The following is an 18,107-nucleotide window of genomic DNA, read 5'->3' as shown; positions in this document are numbered from 1 at the left end:
TGATGTGAGCAAGTAAATGTCGGTAGAGCAGTTTAATCCTAAACAAACCACAACGTTAGAAACGGCAAAAAAGCAACTTGATGCAGCAACACTTGAAAAAAGTGCTGATGCAGGTTCAAAAGTTGGGTTTGTCTCTTTGGGTTGTCCAAAAAATCTGGTTGATTCAGAACGTATTTTGACTCAACTTAGAACTGAAGGATATGAAGTCGTTAACAGTTATCATGATTCAGATGTAGTCATTGTAAATACCTGTGGCTTTATTGACTCAGCGGTACAAGAATCACTGGATACCATTGGCGAAGCGCTCAAGGAAAACGGAAAAGTGATCGTGACAGGTTGTTTGGGCGCGCGCGAGGATGAAATTAGAGAAGTGCACCCAGGCGTGCTTGGAATCACGGGTCCGCATTCATATGAAAACGTAATGGAACACGTTCATCAATTTACCAGTAAGCCCAAAGCGAATCCATTTACCAGCTTAATCCCTGATCAAGGTGTGAAATTAACACCCAAGCATTATGCTTACCTCAAAATCTCAGAGGGCTGTAATCACCGTTGTACCTTTTGTATTATTCCTTCGATGCGCGGAGATTTAGTTTCAAGACCTGTAGGCGATGTGCTATCAGAAGCCGAGAGGTTGAAGCAAGCTGGGGTAAAAGAATTACTCGTGATCAGTCAAGACACCAGTGCTTATGGCGTTGACGTCAAACAACGTACAGGTTTTTGGAACGGAATGCCTGTCAAAACAGACATGCTTAATTTGTGTCAGGCATTAAACCAACTCGGCATTTGGGTGCGTTTGCATTATGTCTATCCGTATCCTCATGTAGATGCAGTCATTCCATTAATGGCTGAAGGCAAGTTACTGCCATACTTAGATATTCCGTTTCAACATGCCAGTCCACGCGTGTTAAAATTGATGAAGCGACCGGGTCAAGCTGAGCGCACGCTAGATAGGATTAAGAAATGGCGCGAACTATGTCCAGAGCTTGTCATCCGTTCCACCTTTATCGTTGGCTTTCCCGGTGAAACAGAAGAAGACTTCCAAATTTTATTAGATTGGTTGGAAGAAGCGCAGCTAGACAGAGTGGGTTGTTTTAAATACTCACCAGTTGAAGGGGCTAAGGCCAACGAAATAGAAGAACAAGTACCAGAAGACGTAAAGCAGGACCGTTTTGAACGCTTTATGCTAAAACAACAAGCAATCAGTAAAGCGCGTTTGGCTCTTCGTATAGGGACAACGATGGACGTGTTAATTGACGAAGTAGACGAAGAGGGCGCGATAGGTAGAACTTACGCAGATGCACCAGAAATTGATGGTTTGGTCTACTTAAATGGCGAAAGTAATGTTAAACCTGGTGATATTGTTAAAGTCGCCATTGAACATTCAGATGAATATGACCTTTGGGGTTCCGTTATTGGTCAGTGATCAAAATTAACTAAAAAATAGATGTATAAAAGGTCAGCAGATGCTGGCCTTTTTTATTTTTTGACACATTTTTTCGCATCCAAGTAGCCAAAATGTATAGATTAATATGTTACTATCGTTGCAATTTTATCGACAGAGATAGGGCATGTTTCAACCAGTTAGTCTTTTTGTTGGCTTAAGATACAGCCGAGCATCGAAAGGGAATGCCTTTATATCGTTCATTTCGTTTTTTTCTATTGCAGGGATAGCGTTAGGATTGATGAGCCTAATTACCGTTAGTTCGGTAATGAACGGCTTTGAGCAGAGTTTAAAAAGCGCTATTTTAGACCTCATTCCCCACGTCCAAATTAAACAATCAGAACAGTTAGACAAACAACGCATGACAGCGTTGGAGCAACACCCTTTAGTAAAACGTGTCACCCCTTATTTAGTGAGTGAAGTGATACTACAAACTAATCAAGATTTGGTCGGAGTTAAACTGCAAGGTCAGTTCGCAGGTTATAGCAACACACTCGACACACAAATCGAATCAGGCAGCCTTGCGACTCTCCACAATAATAAGTATCAGCTAGCATTAAGTCGCTATTTAGCGAACAAATTAGATGTAGGCATTGGCCAACAGGTCAGAGTGATTTTACCTGAGTATTCTACATACTCACCGCTTGGTAGAACACCAACTCAAAGATTATTTACCGTCGCAGCGATTTATAATGCGCAAAGTGAGGCCGATACCTATCTTGCATTTGCCGATGGCAAAAGTTTACAACGATTAATGCGCAAAAGTGCTGAGCAATTCGACGTTAGCGTGCATTTGCATGATGCATTTGAGCTGCAAGCCTTTTACCAAGAAGCCTCTCCATTACTGAGTGGATTGCAGTATCAAGATTGGCAAACCCAGCAGGGCACTTTATTTTCAGCCGTTGCGATGGAAAAACGCGTGATGTCTTTGCTGTTAGGTTTAATTGTGATCGTCGCAATTTTTAATATCGTCTCTGCACTATCTATGATGGTGAGTGAAAAACAGGGGGAAGTGGCAATTTTACAAACGCTTGGCTTTACGCCAAACATGATAGCAAAAGTGTTTATGGCACAAGGTATGTATAACGGTGTAATAGGCACCATTATCGGCTTATTTGGAGGCTTACTGTTGTCGAGTAACATCAATGAATCGCTTCACTTTATCGGCCTTAATTTATTAGGTGGTGCAGAACTACCAGTTAAGTTTGAGTGGCGTGATTTAGTCATATTAACAATGGCCAGTGTGTCTCTAAGCTTTGTCGCAACGCTTTATCCAGCTAAGCGCGCATCCAACGTATTACCAGCAGAGGTATTAAGATATGAGTGATTGGGTAATTGACTGTCAGGGGCTGGTAAAAAGCTATCAAGACGGCAAGTCTGAAGTGACGGTTTTAAAAGGATTGGACTTGCAAGTTAAACAAGGGGAAATGCTCGCCATTGTCGGTAGTTCGGGTTCAGGCAAGAGTACATTGCTCCATATCCTTGGTACCTTAGATAAAGCGTCCAGTGGTACAGTTCAGATCAAAGGCGTTGAAGTAGGTAAGTTATCGAGAGCAAAACAAGCGGAGTTCAGAAATCAATATTTGGGCTTTATTTACCAGTTTCATCACCTATTGATGGAATTTAGCGCGCTTGAAAATGTGGCAATGCCGTTATTAATAGCTCGCCAACCAGCCAAACTTGCAAAACAAAAAGCGTTAGCCATGCTAGAGCGCGTTGGGTTGAGTCACCGTGCTGAGCACAAACCTTCGGAACTATCAGGTGGTGAGCGACAACGCGTAGCGATTGCCAGAGCGTTAGTGACCGAACCTGCATTGGTGTTGGCCGATGAACCTACAGGCAATCTTGATAAACAGAATGCACTAAAGATTTATGAACTACTAGCTGAGTTAAATCGAGATCTAAATACCAGTTTCGTGGTCGTTACCCACGATTTAGAGTTGGCCGATAAACTAGGACGCTCTGTGCAGCTCGATGACGGAAAAGTAGGTGAGCTCGAACATGCTTAGTTACTTTTTAAGCAAGCGCTTTCGCGAGTCAAAAAAACAACTTGGTTTTATCGGGTTTCTTACCAGAGCTTCTACGCTCGGCGTAATGCTTGGCATGGCGGTGCTCATCATCGCACTGTCTGTTATCAATGGGTTTGAACAACAGCTTGAACAAAGATTGTTATCTGTGGTTCCTCATGTCAGCTATCAAGCTCCTTATGAGCCAATAAATAATTGGCCCAGTAAAGTTGAGTTACTTGAGAAACAACCCGGAGTTATAGCAGCGACACCTGAAATCAATTTAACGGCGATGATTCAATTTAAAGGTCAGTTAAAGGCCTCACAACTAAAAGGGGTTGTGACTTCACGCCATCATTTGGTTTCTAACATCGGCGATTTTATTACCCAGAGTAAACTTCAAGATTTACAGCCTGGGCAGGTAATTGTTGGCGCTGGAATTGCGGAATCTTTATCGGCACAAGTCGGTGATAAAGTGCAACTTCTGGTTGCCAACAAACAAGCCGATAATCCGCTGGCCGCACCCAAGCGTATGACGGCTGAAATTGTAGGATTGATTAATATGGGCGGTCCCATTGATCAGACCTCAGTAATCGTCCCGCTGAGTGTACTACAGCAAAACCTTGGCTTGGATGAATTACAAACTACAGACTTGCGGGTTAAAGTAGAAGATATATTTGCCGCCAATCAAATTGCTATGCAAGCCGGTCGAGCTTTGCCAGATTTAGTTTATGTGTCTTCTTGGTTTCGTACTCAAGGCAGTTTGTATATGGATATTCAAATGGTCAGAACGATTGTATACCTGGTGGTGTTTTTGATTATTGCTGTAGCGAGTTTTAATATTATTTCTTCCATGGTGATGGAGGTAAAAGAAAAGCGCGCAGATATCGCAATTCTTAAAACCATGGGGGCTAAGGATTCGACAATTTTCGCGACATTTGCGTTACAAGGTGTGACCTATGCTGGGATTGGTGCGACCTTGGGCGCCATCATAGGTATCATTGTTGCGATTAACATTCCGGATATCTTTAGAGCATGGATCAATTACAGTGATGTAAATCCACTGGAAGGGGTTTACTTTATTGAATATCTACCGAGTAAGATTGTTTGGATGGATATTTATTTTAGTTTGGTAATCACGCTGATCATGGCTGTGTTAGCCAGTCTTTTCCCAGCTTGGCAGGCAACCAAAACAGATCCAGCAAAAGTATTAGGAAATGGATAAGAAGGCCCAAAGGGCCTTAACATCCAATCATGGATCTTACTTATGCTTAACAGCCCAAAGGTGAAGTAATTCATGAGCTATGGTTGCTGCAGCAATCGCAGTTAATTCGCTCTGATCATAGGCTGGAGATACTTCAACCACATCCATACCGATAATATTCACACCTTGTAGTGCTCTTAATATTTTCAACACCTTGTCTGAACTTAATCCGCCACAAACCGGAGTGCCTGTGCCAGGTGCAAATGCAGGATCAAGGCAGTCAATATCAAATGTTAGATACACAGGAAGATCTCCGATACGATTTCGGATCTGTTCGGCGATTTCTTCAGCGCTGATATCATTAGCCGTCATGGCATCAATCACACCAAATTCGTGACGATTGCGGCTGTACTCAGTACGTATTCCAATTTGCATGGAATGTTCAGGACTGATCAAACCTTCTCTGGGAGCATGGTAAAACATCGTCCCGTGATCGTAACGTGAACCTTGGCTATAGGTATCGGTATGCGCATCAAAATGCACTAATGCCATTTTGCCATAACGTTGTTGATGAGCGCGTAGTAAAGGCAGAGTAACAAAGTGATCACCACCAAAGCTCAATAGCGCCTTACCTTGATCGATGATCTGTTTTGCTGCCAATTCCAATTGTGCCGTGAAATATTCAGGATCCCCGACTGGATAGGTAAAGTCACCTGCATCTTTTAATTTTATCTTGCGCAGCAATGCAAAATCCCAAGGATACTTTTTGCTTTCCCAAGCAAGATGAACCGAGGCACGACGAATAGCATCTGGGCCAAGGCGCGCCCCAGGACGGCCTGAGGTTGCCAAATCAAAAGGCAAGCCGAGTACCACAACGTCCGCATCAATTTGCGTAATATCAGTCACCATTGGTTGACGTAAGAACGTCATGCCGTTGGAATACAACGAATGGTCGGTATGATCAAATAGTTGAGTCATTTAGCATTCTTCCAAATAGGTGTAACCATCAAGCCCAAGTTCTAGCTCTGCTAGACAAGTTGCTTGCTCATCTTGTGGCAAAGTCCTAGCCACTAAATTAGCGTAATTGACCTTAAACTGTTCTACATCTAAGTGAACATATCGCATCATATCAGCCACCGTATCACCGGCTTCAAAGTCACTCAGCTGCAGTGCCCCCTTATCATCCACAACAGCTGTGATAGTGTGGGTGTCGCCGAACAAGTTATGCATATCTCCCAAGATTTCTTGATACGCACCAACCAAGAAAAATCCAAGTAGATAGGGTTCGTCTTTCTTAAATTCGGGTACAGGCAGCGTACTTTCGATCCCTTGTCCGTCAACATAGTGCTCGATAGCACCGTCCGAATCACAAGTGATATCCAGTAGTACTGCGCGTCGCTTTGGTGCTTCAGTTAATCCACTTAGCGGCAAAACAGGAAATACCTGATCGATCCCCCAAGCGTCTGGCAAAGATTGAAATAGCGAAAAGTTAACGAAAAACTTGTCTGCCAGTTTGCTATTCAATTCATCCAATATCGGTCTGTGGAACCTATCTTTGTAGTTCATACGCTGTTTTAATTCATAGCTTACGCGCAGATTTACTTGCTCGACCCAAGCACGTTGTTCAAGACTGAGTAACCCCATAGCAAATTGGCCATGAGCTTCAGCTAAATCACTATGTGTATCGTGATAGATCTCAATCAGTGCTCGATCATCACTTGCTTCATTCAGTGCACGCCATGACATCCACATATTCTTTAATAGCTGTGGTGCGTCGTCACTAGGTGCGACAAGTTCTTCTACCTGATAGCTTTCGGTACCGATGACATCGGTAATAAGCACAGCGTGATGAGCTGTGAGTGCTCGACCTGATTCTGAAATTATCTTAGGCATCGGCTGTTGGTATGCTTTACAGGTGTCGCCAATGGTATAAACAATGTTATTTGCATATTCCGCCAAACTATAGTTCATCGAACTTGAAGATTGGCTACGTGTGCCATCATAGTCCACGGCGAGACCACCACCAACGTCAAGGTTTAACAGGTTTGCACCAAGCCTTCTAAGTTCACAATAGAAACGTGCAGCTTCACCGACGCCAACGCGTACATCGCGTATATTTGCCATTTGTGAACCTAAATGGAAATGAACTAACTGCAATGCGCTTAACATATCTAGTTGCTTAAGCTGATTGACAACAGCCAATACTTGCGACGCAGAAAGGCCAAATTTAGACTTTTCACCACCGCTGGCTTGCCATTTACCTTTGCCTTGCGACGCCAAACGTACACGGATACCTAATCTTGGTGTGACATTCAACTCTGCAGCCTGAGCCAGTACAATTTCCAATTCAGAGCGCTTTTCCAGCACGATATAGACTTGATGTCCAAGCTTTTCACCAATTAAAGCTAAGCGAATGTACTCTTTGTCTTTATAACCATTACAAACGATTACCGCACTAGTGCCTTCGCTCATTGCCAAAACCGTCAACAATTCTGCTTTACTGCCAGCTTCTAAACCCAGTTGCTTCTTGTCTTGTTGAGATTGACTCGCGACCAGTCCATCAATCACTGCTTTTTGTTGGTTTACCTTTATCGGATAAACCAATAAATAATCCTCGGGATAGCCGTAGTCTTTGGTGGCCTGATTAAATGCATTAACAATATTGGTAACGCGTTGATTTAAGATTTGCGGAAATCTTACTAGCGCAGGGAGGCTGTAACCCTTTTGCTTAATTTGATCTGCAATAGCAGTTAATGCAATGCTGTGTGTTGGCTGCTGCAAGTTGGGCGTCGCAGTAACCTCTCCTTGATCATTAATGCCAAAAAAGCCTTGGCTCCAATGGCGCACGTTGTAGCATTCACGTGCTTGTTCAGAAGAGGTGGTCTTGGTCATTCAAGTTCCTTAGATAATAAAAATTAGAAGGTCATTTTTCGCGAATTAGACTGCAATCCGATTTAGCTGTCTAACAAGTTATTTTACTCGTCAAGAGTTAGGAATCTGTGAGTGAGTAGTAGAAAAAAATAGCCGCCTTGAATTACTCAATAGAAGTTTCAGAACTTTCTGAAACTTCTGTTGAGTAAAAATGTGAAAGTGATATTATTTAGCCGAAGTAAATCGCTTCGTGTGTCGTAACATAATGATTTTATTTAAGGAAAGTAACGATAATGAATAATAACAAGCTCACGGCTATTACACTTGTATCCTCGATGCTAATTTCAGTGCCAGCATTTGCTGAAGAACATGTCCACAACGAATACCAATACGTTGAAGCTGCTGGCAATAAGATTGCCTACCTCTGCAAAGGAGAAGGAAAGCTAACTGCGTTGTTGATCGCTGGCATGGGTTTGGATGTGCGTGAGACGTACAACAACACTTTCCATCGCGCCGAACCAAAAGGCTATCGACTTTGTATGTATGACAGAGCCGGTTCTGGTCAAAGTAAAATGGAAAAGCGTCGCGTAAGAACCATGGCTGAACTCGTTACAGAATTGGAAGAGTTCACTAAGGCTGCAAAAATGGACGAGCTGGTGCTTGTGCCTCATTCTTTTGGTGGCATGATAGCCAGAGCATATGCACATAAAAACCCTGAAAAAGTGAAAGGACTGGTTTTAATTGATACTGCACATGAATCTTGGGTTGAAAACATGCAACGCAAAATGTCACCAGATGGCTGGAAAACCATGTCTTGGATCATTGATTGGGAGAAATCCTCTAACTCATTTGAAGATATTATTGAAGCTTCAAACCACACTAAGCTATACCAAGTGCATAAAAGTCTTCCAGTTACCGTGTTATCCAGAGGCATGCCGCAGAACGATATAAGACAGACAGGTATGAGCTATGAAGATGTAGATATTTTCAATGCGACTTGGAATGAAGCACAGACAAAGCTGCACACAATTAGTGATGATGTTGAAGTCGTTACAATGAAATATGCTTCCCATGTTTTTGATAAAACCGATCCATGGATTGCTATTGAGCACATCGACAAAATGGTAAAACGAGTAAAATAAGAGAAGCTATTATCGGGGAGTATATTTTGCTCCCTAAAAACTATTTTATCCCTTCACATCGGCTTCACAAACTCATTGCTACTTTTCCCTGGTAATCACAATAAAGGGAGAGTCCCAATGTTTCGAACTGCAATTAAATTACCTCTAATAATCTCTTTGAGTGCAGCTGCATTGAGCACACAAGCCATGAGTAATAACGAGCCACATGTTGTTATGGTACTCAGTAGTCACGGAAAACTCGATGCTAAAGGCGAGATGATTCAGCCCGGTTATGAATTCGATGAGCTGAGTAAAGCGTATGCGGTTTTTAAAGCAAATGGTGTAAAAGTGACGTTAGCTTCCCCTTCGGGTGGAAAACTGGTTGCAGACAATTATGATAAAGAAAAAGCTTATAACCAACTATTTTTAGAAGACGAAAAGGCAACCAGCAAACTAGAAAACACCATCAAGCTTGAACATATAAAAGCTGCTGATGTTGATGCAGTATTTGTTGTCGGCGGTAAAGGTCCAATGTTTGATCTAGCTACAAATACTGATTTACAGTCTCTTATTCGTAAAATCTATGAAAAACAAGGGGTCATTGGCGCGGTGTGCCATGGTCCTGTAGCACTCGTCGATGTTAAGCTCTCTGATGGAGAGTACCTGGTGAAAGGAAAGCGCGTTAATGGCTTCACTAATGAAGAAGAGCAGGCATTTAGTAAAAAGTGGGCCAAACAGTTCCCCTATTTTTTGGAAGACAAACTGAAAGAGCGTGGTGCTCAATTTGAACAAGATGGCTTGATGCTTAACCAAGTGACAATCGATGGTCAGCTTATCACCGGGCAAAACCCGTTTTCAACAGCGGATACAGCAAGAGCAATGGTAAAGTCGCTTGGGATCAATCAGGACAAGTCGCCAAAGTTCAAAGATGATGAGACAATTTTGCTAGTTGAAGCATTTTTTAAAGACCCAGCGGCAGCAAAGCAAAAATATCAAACGAATCAAGCTGATTATGATCCCATGATGTTAGCCATGTTTGGCCTTTATCAGGCTAAACATGCTAACACTGAGCATGAATTAAACACTGCAATTACCATCATGGATCTATCACTTTCAACCTTAGATCACCCTATGTTGCATGCGGAACTCGCTCGCGCTCATATCCGTAAAAACGATACGTTGCAGGCGCAAAAAGTAGTCCAAAAAGCATTAAAAAAACATACTGATTCAGCATTACTTAAGGAGCTAAACAATGCGCTTAACAAACAAGGGTAAAGTTATAGCAACTACGTTATTTGGCGCTGCAGCTGCGATTGGTGCAATTTGGTACTCGATTGCCAATATACAACCTTATGAGATTAGCAGCGAACAGCTACACAAAACCTATCAGCACGGCAAAGTCGTGAGTCATTTTCAGTTGAAGGAAATATCGCCAAATCATTTTGAGATTAAGTATAAAAGCTTTGATGGTGAGTGGGTAAATGGGCAGTTGGTTTATCCTGAGTCTTATCAAATTGGCTCGAGTTCCATACCGGTAATGGTTGGGTTACATGCAAAAGGCAGAAGCGATTTACGCTTTTTCCAGGAGAGCTTTAAAGACCGTGACACTTCTGAACAAACGGATGAATTAACAAAAATGGCCTTGGATAAGGGCTACGCAGTGGTAGCAATCGATGCCAGAAATCATGGAAAACGCAAGGACGCCGACTATGGCATTGGTGAGGTGATGCGAGATCTTCGCTATTTTGGTAAACGTGAACCTTATGAGGCGATGATTATTAATACCGTTAAGGATAATCGTGTTTTGTTAGACTGGATAGAGTCTCAACCACAATTTGCACAGGACCAGATTAGTTTAGCCGGCTATAGCATGGGCGGACAAATTAGTTTACTGTTAGCGGCTGTAGATAGTCGTGTAGACAAGGTATTGTCGATTGTACCGCCGCACATAGGTGACGCCACGGCGATTGTTGCACCAAAAAATGTTGTGTCGCTTATCAATCAGCAAGTTTGGTTAGTCACTGCAGATGATGATGAATATGCGGATGTAGAGCAAAATGCCGCGCTGTTTTCACATCTTGCTTCATCGAATAAAAAACATATTGAAGTCGAAGGTGAACACGTATTACCTGAAGGCTACTATACCCAATTAACAGGATGGTATTAATGTTCAATAGCTCACCATTAAAAGTATTAGTAATTGAAGATAATCATGATATTGCCAGTAATATTGCAGACTATTTTGCACAACAAGAAGTGATTACAGATTTTGCTTACGATGGTGAGCTAGGTTGTACATTGGCACTTGAGCAATACTTTGATTGTATTGTGCTAGATATTGCACTGCCTGGCATGGATGGTCTTACAGTTTGCAAGCAACTTCGTGACAAAGCCGACCGACATATTCCAATCATCATGCTGACCGCTCGAGATACATTAGACGACAAGTTAGTTGGATTCGCGCAAGGTGCAGATGACTACTTAACCAAACCATTTGCACTAGACGAGCTGTATGTGCGTTGCTTGGCTTTATCTAAGCGACATGTACTCAACAAAAGTAGAGTAATTGAATTGGGTCAGAATGAAAAAAAGCTGTGTTTGGACATACAGACAAATACCATTAGTCGCGCTGACCAGACCATTTCTTTGCAACCAATCGCTTTTAAAATTCTCAAGCTTTTGATGGAAAGTCATCCTCGGGCATTGTCTAAAAGTGAGCTAATAGACAAAATTTGGGGTGATGAACCCACCGACTCTGATGCGTTGCGCTCTCACATTTATCAGCTAAGAAAAGAAATAGATAAACCTTTTTCTAGTCCCGTGATTAAAACTATTCACAGTGTTGGATTGGCATTAGATCTATAAAAATTATGAAATCGTCGCAACTTAGAAACCGAATTATTGGCTATTTTATTGGCTTTGTGGTGCTTTTGAGTCTGTTGTTCAGCGCACTGAGCTTTATCTTTTCATACAACATTGAAGACAACCTATTTCGTATACTTTTAGACGATGAACAGCGTCATGTTGAGCAACAATTAACTAGCGGCATGACTCCTAAGCCTCGTCTTGAGTTTATTGAATATCATCAGCACGTTGAGACGTTGCCGGAAATTATTCAAAGACTCAGTATAGAAGAACCGAAAAGAAGTGAATTTGCCTCTGAGGATGGAAAACACTATCACCTAAAGCGATTAGATTCGGGGTTTTTGGTTGCTGAAGTCAGCGAACATTTAGTGGTTAGAAAGCTAAAAACCGAAATGTTTAGCTTGCTAGGCGTGTTGGTGGTGATTGGTTTAGCTATTGCGTTCGTTTTTGCTTTTGCAGCATTTGCGGTTGCCAAACGGATGTTAAGACCATTGGACTCGTTAATGGCCATCATTGACAATGCTCCAGTCGATAAGTTACCAAGCGGATTTTCTAAGCAATTTAGCGACAACGAAATAGGGCGGTTTGCACAAACGCTTGAAGCTGCGCTTGATAGAATAAAAACATTTATTGCGCGTGAGCGGCAATTTACTCAAGACGTATCACATGAATTGCGAACTCCTTTGGCTATCACTGGAGGTGCGGTAAAGTTATTACAAGATTCGCCATTAAATGATAAACAACAAACTGTACTTGCTCGCATTGACCACGCACAGCTACAAATGTCGCAAAGTGTGGAGGCTTTATTATCATTGGCTCGGGAAAACCAGATCAGGCCTACCCAAGTTAAGGTATTACCAATTGTAGAAGAAATTGTGTTGCAGCTTGCTTATCAGATAGAAAATAAGCCGATTGAGCTTGATATTCAGCTCAAATCATCGCTAGTAGTTAACGTGCAGCAAGCTGATTTAAAAATGATTTTAGTGAACCTAATTGCCAACGCGTTTACTCATACTCAAAGTGGCATCATCGGTATTTCCTATCAAGATAACCACTTAATCATCCGAAACACGGGGATAGGCATCGCGGCACCAGTACTTGAACGGGTATTTGAATCAGGTGTAAAAAGCGCAACAAGCCCCGGACTTGGTATTGGTTTATCTATTGTGAAGCGGTTATGTGAGCGCAATAATGTTCTGTTGAATTTAGACAGTGATGAACAACAGACTTGTGTCATGTTGAGCTTTCAAGGGGATGCGTAACGATTTGTGTAAGTTCGGTTTCTGATGGGATATTATCGATTCACGTTGGTACTGGCTCTAAAAAGGTAAACTGTATATACACTAGAGCCAGTATAAACGTAACTAAAACGGTACTAAGCTGTTATAACTACATAAACCTCACACACGTCGCGCCGTAGCAACCTGTTAGTGTATTTACACCACCAGCGACCTTTTTTGTGGCTTTAGAATTGATATCCATGTTATCAAGATTATCAAGCTTTTTTAATTTTTGCTTTTTTAATACTAATTTCATTGTATTTTCCTTATTGGTATGGCCCGAGAGTGGGCTGTTTAAGAAACTGTCAAAAAGCGTTATCTAAGTCAATGAGTTAACGGCAACAAAACCTTATCTTTTATAACCGGTTTCTAATGGACAGTAACTTTTGAGGTGTTTGTTAGAAGAGAATTAGTAGTAACGATGTATGCAAAGTTGGCTTAACCAACTTGTTCAGCACTTTAATAATGGCAATAATGAAAATAGATTCTTATTATTATCATTCGTTTAGGTTTCTTTAATGTTTATGTCTAGTAAGCAGGTGAACGACGACTGGCAATGAATAAACGTATCCACTCAATATAAAGATTGGCATAAGCATCTCTATACGAATGGGCTAAATTAGTTATTCGTAGCTGAGGTTAGTCAGTAAATTGCATATTAAGACATTGCAATGGGTTTAGCACTGTTGGGATCGCGATATCAACTTCCGATACTGGATGGGCGAGAGTTGACAAATATGTTTGAATTCGCGACTCATATGAGCCTGATCTGAAAAACCACACTGTAACGCGATATCGACTAGCGAAACATCGTTAGCCCGTTTGATTTTGCTTTGGGCCAATCTAACCCTTATTATTCTTTCAAGAAGTTTGGCGGTAATTTTACAATGTTGCTTAAAATACCGTTCCAGCTGCCTCACGCTTACTTGCATATGATTAATACTTTCTGACAGTGGTTTATTGTTACATAGCACCTTATGCAACACGTGTATTTGCTCTAAATCTCGGGATGCGATTACCGAGTTTTTGAAGTGGCTCAATACTAAATTTTTGAAGTGATTAAGATGAAACTGGTCCGATAAAGATGAACTGATTGTGGTGAGTGTCTGACCATCCAACAGAGGGTGGTTGATCGAACGTAGGTATTCGAGACTTCCTAGCGTAAACCTTATACCTGCGATAACCGCGCCGTTAGACGCGGTTATGCAGTGAGATTGTGTGGATGGAGGTTGTATCACATAGTTGTTAGAGAAAGACTGTTGCTCGAATCGAATGTTATCGACTTGGTTAGCAAATAGTATCCCTTGAGCGCCATCGCTTGGAAGCCATATTTGCTTCTCGTGAGCAGTGTGTACTGAAGCTATCCACAGCGCTTGAATAAAAGGCTGAGCCTGCGCTGGCTGATAAATCTCTAACGTTAAGTCTTGGTGCATTAGCTGTGGTTAACCTCTGGTTGAAACACCTTAACAACTCGGTTCCAGCTATTTATAGCATTGATAGCCACGGTAAGAGCAAATAATGTCTCATCAGAAAATTGTTCGGATAGACGTTGATATAATTGCTCGGAAATAACTTCCGCACTTGTCACTCTTTCTGCAAACTCCAACATCGTTTGTTCCTGCTGTGTATAAAAAGGGAGTGTTTTCCATGCACTCAAGCCCATTAAACGCTGAGGCGATTCACCAGCAGCTTGCGCTTTTTCTCGATGCATTTCAATACAGTATCCACATTGATTGAGTTGTGAAACCCTAAGTTTTATAAGTTCGATTGCTTTAAACTCTACATTGGGTGTTAAGGTGGACTCAATTTGCTCCTCCAATGTAATCAGAATGCGCATCAATGCGGGGGCAGCGTTGTAATGGTTTGCTCTTTTCATAAGATTCTCCTAGTGATTAAAGTGCCCACAGCATATCGAGTCGTGAAGCTTTTGAATTGAAAAAAAACGACATTTTGAGTCGGATATTTACACCTAGTCTGTTATCTTATCAGCAGAATGCGAAGCAAAAACAAGGAGTACCAAATGAGCGATATTGAATTTGTGAAAGCCAAAGATAAAGACTTTGCGTATTTGCTCTCGTTGCGAAAGGAAACCATGGTGCCGCATCTTGAACAAGCTGGACTGTTCTTGACTGATGAAGACCATAAAGCGCGTGTTTTATATGAGTATGCAGCATCTCACATCATTTACTTGAATGGTCGACCTATTGGATTGGCCAAATTTAAGCCGGATGGTCAACAGTACCAATTATTTCAACTGCAAATAGAACCGAGAATGCAAGGTAAGGGATTTGGTAGCAAAGTGATTAACACGCTACTGAGTAGATTTGCAGATAAGGATTGGACATTAACCGTGCTAAAACAAAATCCGGCAAAACGGTTATATGAACAATCGGGTTTTGTCACGTTTGATGAAGACGAACATGAATTTCATATGCGCTACAATATGCAGCAAGCACGTTGAGTAGTTATAGAGCAAGTATTATGTCAAAACAAATTTGGGTAGATGCGGACGCTTGCCCAGTAGTAATTAAAGAAATGCTGTTTAGGGCCGCAGTGCGTAGTTCAACAACGGTGACCCTAGTGGCCAACCAATATATGAAAACGCCTCCCTCGCCATTTATAAAAAAGTTACAGGTTTCTAGTGGCTTCGATATTGCGGATAACGAAATTGTAAAACGCGTTAACGAAGGGGATCTCGTTATTACTAGTGATATTCCGCTGGCCGATGAAGTGATCGAAAAGGGTTGTGTGGCGCTTAGTTCAAGAGGGGAGTTGTTTACTAAGGAAAATATAAAATCACGATTAAACATACGTGATTTTATGGACACAATGCGTGCAAGTGGTGTGCAAACTTCAGGTCCGCCACCATTGTCTCAATCCGATAAACAGCAATTTGCAAACCAGCTAGATAGTTGGATAACTCGTAACAAATAGGAAGTAACATGAAGTATCAGGCAAGTTGTTTATGCCAATCTGTAAAAGTCGAAATCTTAGGTCCGATCACCGATATTATTCACTGTCATTGCTCACTGTGTCGTAAGTCCACAGGGACTGCATATGCTACGAATGGTTTTGTTGCTACAAGTGATTGCATTGTGACCGAAGGAGAGCGTGAACTGGGCGAATTTGAATTTAAGCCGGGAAGAAAGCGCCATTTTTGCAAGCGTTGTGCTTCGCCCATCTACAGCTCAAATAGTGACGATCCATCAAGGGTTAGACTACGCTTAGGTATTTTAGACTCCGCGATTGCTGAGCGTCCGATGTCGCATAATTTCGTAGCCTCTAAAGCCAACTGGGAGGAGATGGACGCAGCGCTTCCGAGATATGATGAGTTTGAGCCAACCAGAGATCTAAGCAAAATCAAAAGGAACGTCTAATGTGCAGTGGTATCACCGATCTTAGTGTCTTACTAGCCTCGATGTCACCTGAAATTGATACCACTGAGTATGTATTTTGTTCGTTAGATATTTCTTTCCAGGAGTGTTCGAAGTATCAACCGATTGCGACATTCAAGGAATCCGAAGGCATGACGTTGGTGTTGATTCGCAGTGTTGCCGATACGTATAACTTACCTTACCAATGTGTAATGCAAAAAATTACGCTAACAGTGCATTCAAGCCTTGAAGCGGTTGGTTTGACCGCGGCATTTGCCAATGCATTGAAAGAAGCGAACATCAGCGCGAACGTAATTGCTGGTTTTTATCACGATCATATTTTTGTGCCTGCTGAGCAGTCAGACAAAGCAATGCACGCTTTACGCACATTGAGTAAAAAGTACCGATAACTCGGTAAGGCGGTTTACCTTGAGATACATGGATTGCTAAAAAGTGTACGAACTGTAATGGTGTTACTTTTTAGGAGCGTTTTAATATCCATTCGTGGCGTACCAGAGTGTTAGACAGTTAGATAGCGTCCTCTGCTAATTCAACGATTATGTGAGAGTAGGACGCATAAGTGGCTGTGGCTACGACCTCAGCGGTGATAAACAGCGAGAGTCTTCATCAAAGCGCTATTCATAACGCAGCCATAGGTTCATTTCGTTATCCTCAGTCGATGTTATTTAGATCATGGACGTAAGCAGCGCCTGAGGAGTCGCCATTGTCATCACGATGGGGAGCCGCAATTATCGCGTTATTATCTGATAGGGCAACATTCCAACCAAATCGGTCCCCGGGGGCACCATCCGTCGCCACAATTTTGTTGGCGTAACGCCATTGACCCAAATGCTTTCTAAATACATACAGCGCACCGGCATTATCACCATTAGCATCATGATGCATAGCGCTGATTAAGGCGATATCGTTGCGCAGTGCGACGCCACGTGCAAACCTATCATCGGCCTTGCCATCAGGAGCAACTAACTTTTGTGTCTGTGTCCATTGTCCATTGGTACGTTCAAAGATGTATGCAGAGCCTGCGTCTTTACCAATACCCTCAATGTCGTCTCGTCTAGCGGAAATTAGAGCGGTGTCTCCAGATAGTGAAATACGTACACCGAAAATATCAGTATTTCCGCCATCTTTAGCTGTCAGCTTTGCTTGATGATTCCATTGCTTACCGTCAAAGTGATAGGCATAAACAGCGCCAGCTTTTTCGGCTTTTTCGTCGTTTAAGTCTGCACCAACTAAAATGGTGTCACCGTCTATCGCCACACTGATCCCGAATAGATCGCCTTCAGCGCCATCTGCTGCTGCAAGTTTAGTGTGAAAACGCCATGTGTGGTTGTCTCTTTCATAGACATAGGCAGAGCCCGAATCTTTATGCGGTGCATCGCTGTGAGGTGCGCCAATGATAAGAAAGCGCTCGTTAAGTGCAATGCTTTGACCAAAAGCATCGCCAGCTCTACCATCGGTTGCGGTTAAAATTTGTTGCTGAGACCAAGCATTTTCGTGTTTCTCAAATGAAAACACTGCACCCGAATCGAGTCCTTTATCGTCTCTTCTTGAAGCACCTAACATCGCAATATTACCTTTTAACGCCACATTGCCCCCTAATGTATCTCCAGCATGTGCGGGAGAAGCGAGCAATTTTGCTTGTTGCTGCCAACCAGCAGAGCCAAGGGTAAAAACGTATGCGCTTCCTGAATCTTGGAGGTTATTAGTATCTGAGTTGAGTGCCCCAACCAATGCGGTTGGACCATCTATTGCGACACTGAAAGCGAATTGATCTCCCGTTTTTGTGTCGTTAGGTAACAACTTTTGTTGCTGTGCATAACTTTGATAGGTGACTATTAACGTAAAACAAGACAGGAGTTTTAAAGTAGAAACAGATTTCATTTTCACATTCTTGTGTATAAGTTAGGTAAAGTCCTACTTT

At 42.2% G+C, this 18,107-nt stretch carries 19 protein-coding genes; 13 read left to right on the top strand and 6 right to left on the bottom strand.

The window, feature by feature from the left end; genetic code table 11:
- Positions 1 to 16 precede the first annotated feature (16 nt).
- The 4 genes from rimO to ACSLBF_RS09065 all read left to right on the top strand — a co-directional run bounded on the left by rimO (position 17) and on the right by ACSLBF_RS09065 (position 4,675).
- Positions 17 to 1,426 carry a 30S ribosomal protein S12 methylthiotransferase RimO gene (gene rimO / locus ACSLBF_RS09080; protein ID WP_440053100.1) on the top strand — a complete coding sequence of 470 codons (1,410 nt, stop codon included), beginning with the start codon at positions 17 to 19 and terminating at the stop codon, positions 1,424 to 1,426.
- Positions 1,427 to 1,571: 145 nt separating this feature from the next.
- The gene (locus ACSLBF_RS09075) at positions 1,572 to 2,771 is read left to right on the top strand and encodes a lipoprotein-releasing ABC transporter permease subunit (RefSeq protein ID WP_440053099.1); all 1,200 of its coding nucleotides are present in this window, start codon (positions 1,572 to 1,574) and stop codon (positions 2,769 to 2,771) included.
- The gene (gene lolD, locus ACSLBF_RS09070) at positions 2,764 to 3,453 is read left to right on the top strand and encodes a lipoprotein-releasing ABC transporter ATP-binding protein LolD (RefSeq protein WP_440053098.1); all 690 of its coding nucleotides are present in this window, start codon (positions 2,764 to 2,766) and stop codon (positions 3,451 to 3,453) included. Before ACSLBF_RS09075 ends, lolD begins: the two co-directional genes overlap by 8 nt.
- On the top strand, positions 3,446 to 4,675 hold the full coding sequence (locus ACSLBF_RS09065) for a lipoprotein-releasing ABC transporter permease subunit (protein ID WP_440053097.1): 1,230 nt from the start codon (positions 3,446 to 3,448) through the stop codon (positions 4,673 to 4,675). The genes lolD and ACSLBF_RS09065 overlap by 8 nt, the downstream gene beginning before the upstream one ends.
- Positions 4,676 to 4,711: 36 nt before the next feature.
- Here ACSLBF_RS09065 and speB read toward each other — a convergent pair whose 3' ends face one another.
- Together speB and speA are read right to left on the bottom strand one after the other, a co-directional pair.
- Positions 4,712 to 5,632 carry an agmatinase gene (gene speB / locus ACSLBF_RS09060; RefSeq protein WP_440053096.1) on the bottom strand — a complete coding sequence of 307 codons (921 nt, stop codon included), beginning with the start codon at positions 5,630 to 5,632 and terminating at the stop codon, positions 4,712 to 4,714.
- Positions 5,633 to 7,546 carry a biosynthetic arginine decarboxylase gene (gene speA / locus ACSLBF_RS09055; protein WP_440053095.1) on the bottom strand — a complete coding sequence of 638 codons (1,914 nt, stop codon included), beginning with the start codon at positions 7,544 to 7,546 and terminating at the stop codon, positions 5,633 to 5,635. It lies immediately after the preceding gene.
- Between the two features lie 272 nt (positions 7,547 to 7,818).
- Between speA and ACSLBF_RS09050 the strand changes: the two genes are divergently transcribed.
- The 5 genes from ACSLBF_RS09050 to ACSLBF_RS09030 all read left to right on the top strand — a co-directional run bounded on the left by ACSLBF_RS09050 (position 7,819) and on the right by ACSLBF_RS09030 (position 12,773).
- Positions 7,819 to 8,667: an alpha/beta fold hydrolase gene (locus ACSLBF_RS09050; protein ID WP_440053094.1), complete on the top strand. Its 849-nt coding sequence runs from the start codon at positions 7,819 to 7,821 to the stop codon at positions 8,665 to 8,667.
- Between the two features lie 117 nt (positions 8,668 to 8,784).
- Entirely contained in the window at positions 8,785 to 9,921 is a 1,137-nt protein-coding gene (locus tag ACSLBF_RS09045; protein WP_440053093.1) for a type 1 glutamine amidotransferase domain-containing protein, read from the top strand.
- Positions 9,899 to 10,813, top strand: coding sequence for a dienelactone hydrolase family protein (locus ACSLBF_RS09040; protein WP_440053092.1), 915 nt, complete (start codon positions 9,899 to 9,901; stop codon positions 10,811 to 10,813). Before ACSLBF_RS09045 ends, ACSLBF_RS09040 begins: the two co-directional genes overlap by 23 nt.
- Positions 10,813 to 11,511, top strand: a complete 699-nt coding sequence (locus ACSLBF_RS09035; protein WP_440053091.1) for a response regulator transcription factor — start codon at positions 10,813 to 10,815, stop codon at positions 11,509 to 11,511. Before ACSLBF_RS09040 ends, ACSLBF_RS09035 begins: the two co-directional genes overlap by 1 nt.
- 5 nt (positions 11,512 to 11,516) lie before the next feature.
- A complete protein-coding gene (locus ACSLBF_RS09030; protein WP_440053090.1) occupies positions 11,517 to 12,773 on the top strand; it encodes a sensor histidine kinase in 1,257 nt (418 codons plus the stop codon).
- A gap of 127 nt (positions 12,774 to 12,900) precedes the next feature.
- Here the strand turns inward: ACSLBF_RS09030 and ACSLBF_RS09025 are convergent, their stop codons facing one another.
- The 3 genes from ACSLBF_RS09025 to ACSLBF_RS09015 all read right to left on the bottom strand — a co-directional run bounded on the left by ACSLBF_RS09025 (position 12,901) and on the right by ACSLBF_RS09015 (position 14,667).
- Complete coding sequence (locus ACSLBF_RS09025; RefSeq protein WP_440053089.1) at positions 12,901 to 13,047, bottom strand: hypothetical protein; 147 nt, start codon at positions 13,045 to 13,047, stop codon at positions 12,901 to 12,903.
- Between the two features lie 421 nt (positions 13,048 to 13,468).
- A complete protein-coding gene (locus tag ACSLBF_RS09020) occupies positions 13,469 to 14,224 on the bottom strand; it encodes a helix-turn-helix domain-containing protein (protein WP_440053088.1) in 756 nt (251 codons plus the stop codon).
- Positions 14,224 to 14,667, bottom strand: a complete 444-nt coding sequence (locus ACSLBF_RS09015; RefSeq protein WP_440053087.1) for a carboxymuconolactone decarboxylase family protein — start codon at positions 14,665 to 14,667, stop codon at positions 14,224 to 14,226. Before ACSLBF_RS09015 ends, ACSLBF_RS09020 begins: the two co-directional genes overlap by 1 nt.
- 144 nt (positions 14,668 to 14,811) lie before the next feature.
- On the opposite strand from ACSLBF_RS09015, the gene ACSLBF_RS09010 reads away from it, so the two are divergent.
- From ACSLBF_RS09010 to ACSLBF_RS08995, 4 genes are read left to right on the top strand one after another with little or no spacing between them, the layout of a single operon-like run.
- Positions 14,812 to 15,252 (top strand): GNAT family N-acetyltransferase, encoded by a 441-nt coding sequence (locus tag ACSLBF_RS09010; protein ID WP_440053086.1) that lies wholly within the window; start codon positions 14,812 to 14,814, stop codon positions 15,250 to 15,252.
- Between the two features lie 20 nt (positions 15,253 to 15,272).
- A complete protein-coding gene (locus ACSLBF_RS09005; RefSeq protein WP_440053085.1) occupies positions 15,273 to 15,725 on the top strand; it encodes a YaiI/YqxD family protein in 453 nt (150 codons plus the stop codon).
- Positions 15,726 to 15,733: 8 nt separating this feature from the next.
- Positions 15,734 to 16,168, top strand: coding sequence for a GFA family protein (locus tag ACSLBF_RS09000; RefSeq protein WP_440053084.1), 435 nt, complete (start codon positions 15,734 to 15,736; stop codon positions 16,166 to 16,168).
- A complete protein-coding gene (locus tag ACSLBF_RS08995; protein ID WP_440053083.1) occupies positions 16,168 to 16,575 on the top strand; it encodes an ACT domain-containing protein in 408 nt (135 codons plus the stop codon). Before ACSLBF_RS09000 ends, ACSLBF_RS08995 begins: the two co-directional genes overlap by 1 nt.
- A 262-nt stretch (positions 16,576 to 16,837) precedes the next feature.
- Here the strand turns inward: ACSLBF_RS08995 and ACSLBF_RS08990 are convergent, their stop codons facing one another.
- The gene (locus ACSLBF_RS08990; RefSeq protein WP_440053082.1) at positions 16,838 to 18,067 is read right to left on the bottom strand and encodes an FG-GAP repeat protein; all 1,230 of its coding nucleotides are present in this window, start codon (positions 18,065 to 18,067) and stop codon (positions 16,838 to 16,840) included.
- Between the last annotated feature and the right edge of the window lie 40 nt (positions 18,068 to 18,107).

Origin of the sequence: Pseudoalteromonas sp. T1lg65, from assembly GCF_051930985.1 — a bacterium.
GTDB lineage: Bacteria > Pseudomonadota > Gammaproteobacteria > Enterobacterales > Alteromonadaceae > Pseudoalteromonas.
The sequence above is the reverse complement of the archived record's forward strand: the minus strand, read 5'-3'. Positions and strand labels throughout refer to the sequence as shown.

Excerpts from the sequence above, each read along its gene's own strand:
- speB (WP_440053096.1), bottom strand. The coding sequence starts at position 5,632 with ATGACTCAACTATTTGATCATACCGACCATTCGTTGTATTCCAACGGC.
- ACSLBF_RS09035 (WP_440053091.1), top strand. The coding sequence starts at position 10,813 with ATGTTCAATAGCTCACCATTAAAAGTATTAGTAATTGAAGATAATCAT.
- lolD (WP_440053098.1), top strand. The coding sequence starts at position 2,764 with ATGAGTGATTGGGTAATTGACTGTCAGGGGCTGGTAAAAAGCTATCAA.
- rimO (WP_440053100.1), top strand. The coding sequence starts at position 17 with ATGTCGGTAGAGCAGTTTAATCCTAAACAAACCACAACGTTAGAAACG.
- ACSLBF_RS09045 (WP_440053093.1), top strand. The coding sequence starts at position 8,785 with ATGTTTCGAACTGCAATTAAATTACCTCTAATAATCTCTTTGAGTGCA.
- ACSLBF_RS08990 (WP_440053082.1), bottom strand. The coding sequence starts at position 18,067 with ATGAAATCTGTTTCTACTTTAAAACTCCTGTCTTGTTTTACGTTAATA.
- ACSLBF_RS09025 (WP_440053089.1), bottom strand. The coding sequence starts at position 13,047 with ATGAAATTAGTATTAAAAAAGCAAAAATTAAAAAAGCTTGATAATCTT.
- ACSLBF_RS09005 (WP_440053085.1), top strand. The coding sequence starts at position 15,273 with ATGTCAAAACAAATTTGGGTAGATGCGGACGCTTGCCCAGTAGTAATT.
- ACSLBF_RS09075 (WP_440053099.1), top strand. The coding sequence starts at position 1,572 with ATGTTTCAACCAGTTAGTCTTTTTGTTGGCTTAAGATACAGCCGAGCA.
- ACSLBF_RS09010 (WP_440053086.1), top strand. The coding sequence starts at position 14,812 with ATGAGCGATATTGAATTTGTGAAAGCCAAAGATAAAGACTTTGCGTAT.
- ACSLBF_RS09020 (WP_440053088.1), bottom strand. The coding sequence starts at position 14,224 with ATGCACCAAGACTTAACGTTAGAGATTTATCAGCCAGCGCAGGCTCAG.
- ACSLBF_RS09030 (WP_440053090.1), top strand. The coding sequence starts at position 11,517 with ATGAAATCGTCGCAACTTAGAAACCGAATTATTGGCTATTTTATTGGC.
- ACSLBF_RS09065 (WP_440053097.1), top strand. The coding sequence starts at position 3,446 with ATGCTTAGTTACTTTTTAAGCAAGCGCTTTCGCGAGTCAAAAAAACAA.
- ACSLBF_RS09050 (WP_440053094.1), top strand. The coding sequence starts at position 7,819 with ATGAATAATAACAAGCTCACGGCTATTACACTTGTATCCTCGATGCTA.
- ACSLBF_RS09015 (WP_440053087.1), bottom strand. The coding sequence starts at position 14,667 with ATGAAAAGAGCAAACCATTACAACGCTGCCCCCGCATTGATGCGCATT.
- ACSLBF_RS09040 (WP_440053092.1), top strand. The coding sequence starts at position 9,899 with ATGCGCTTAACAAACAAGGGTAAAGTTATAGCAACTACGTTATTTGGC.
- speA (WP_440053095.1), bottom strand. The coding sequence starts at position 7,546 with ATGACCAAGACCACCTCTTCTGAACAAGCACGTGAATGCTACAACGTG.
- ACSLBF_RS08995 (WP_440053083.1), top strand. The coding sequence starts at position 16,168 with ATGTGCAGTGGTATCACCGATCTTAGTGTCTTACTAGCCTCGATGTCA.
- ACSLBF_RS09000 (WP_440053084.1), top strand. The coding sequence starts at position 15,734 with ATGAAGTATCAGGCAAGTTGTTTATGCCAATCTGTAAAAGTCGAAATC.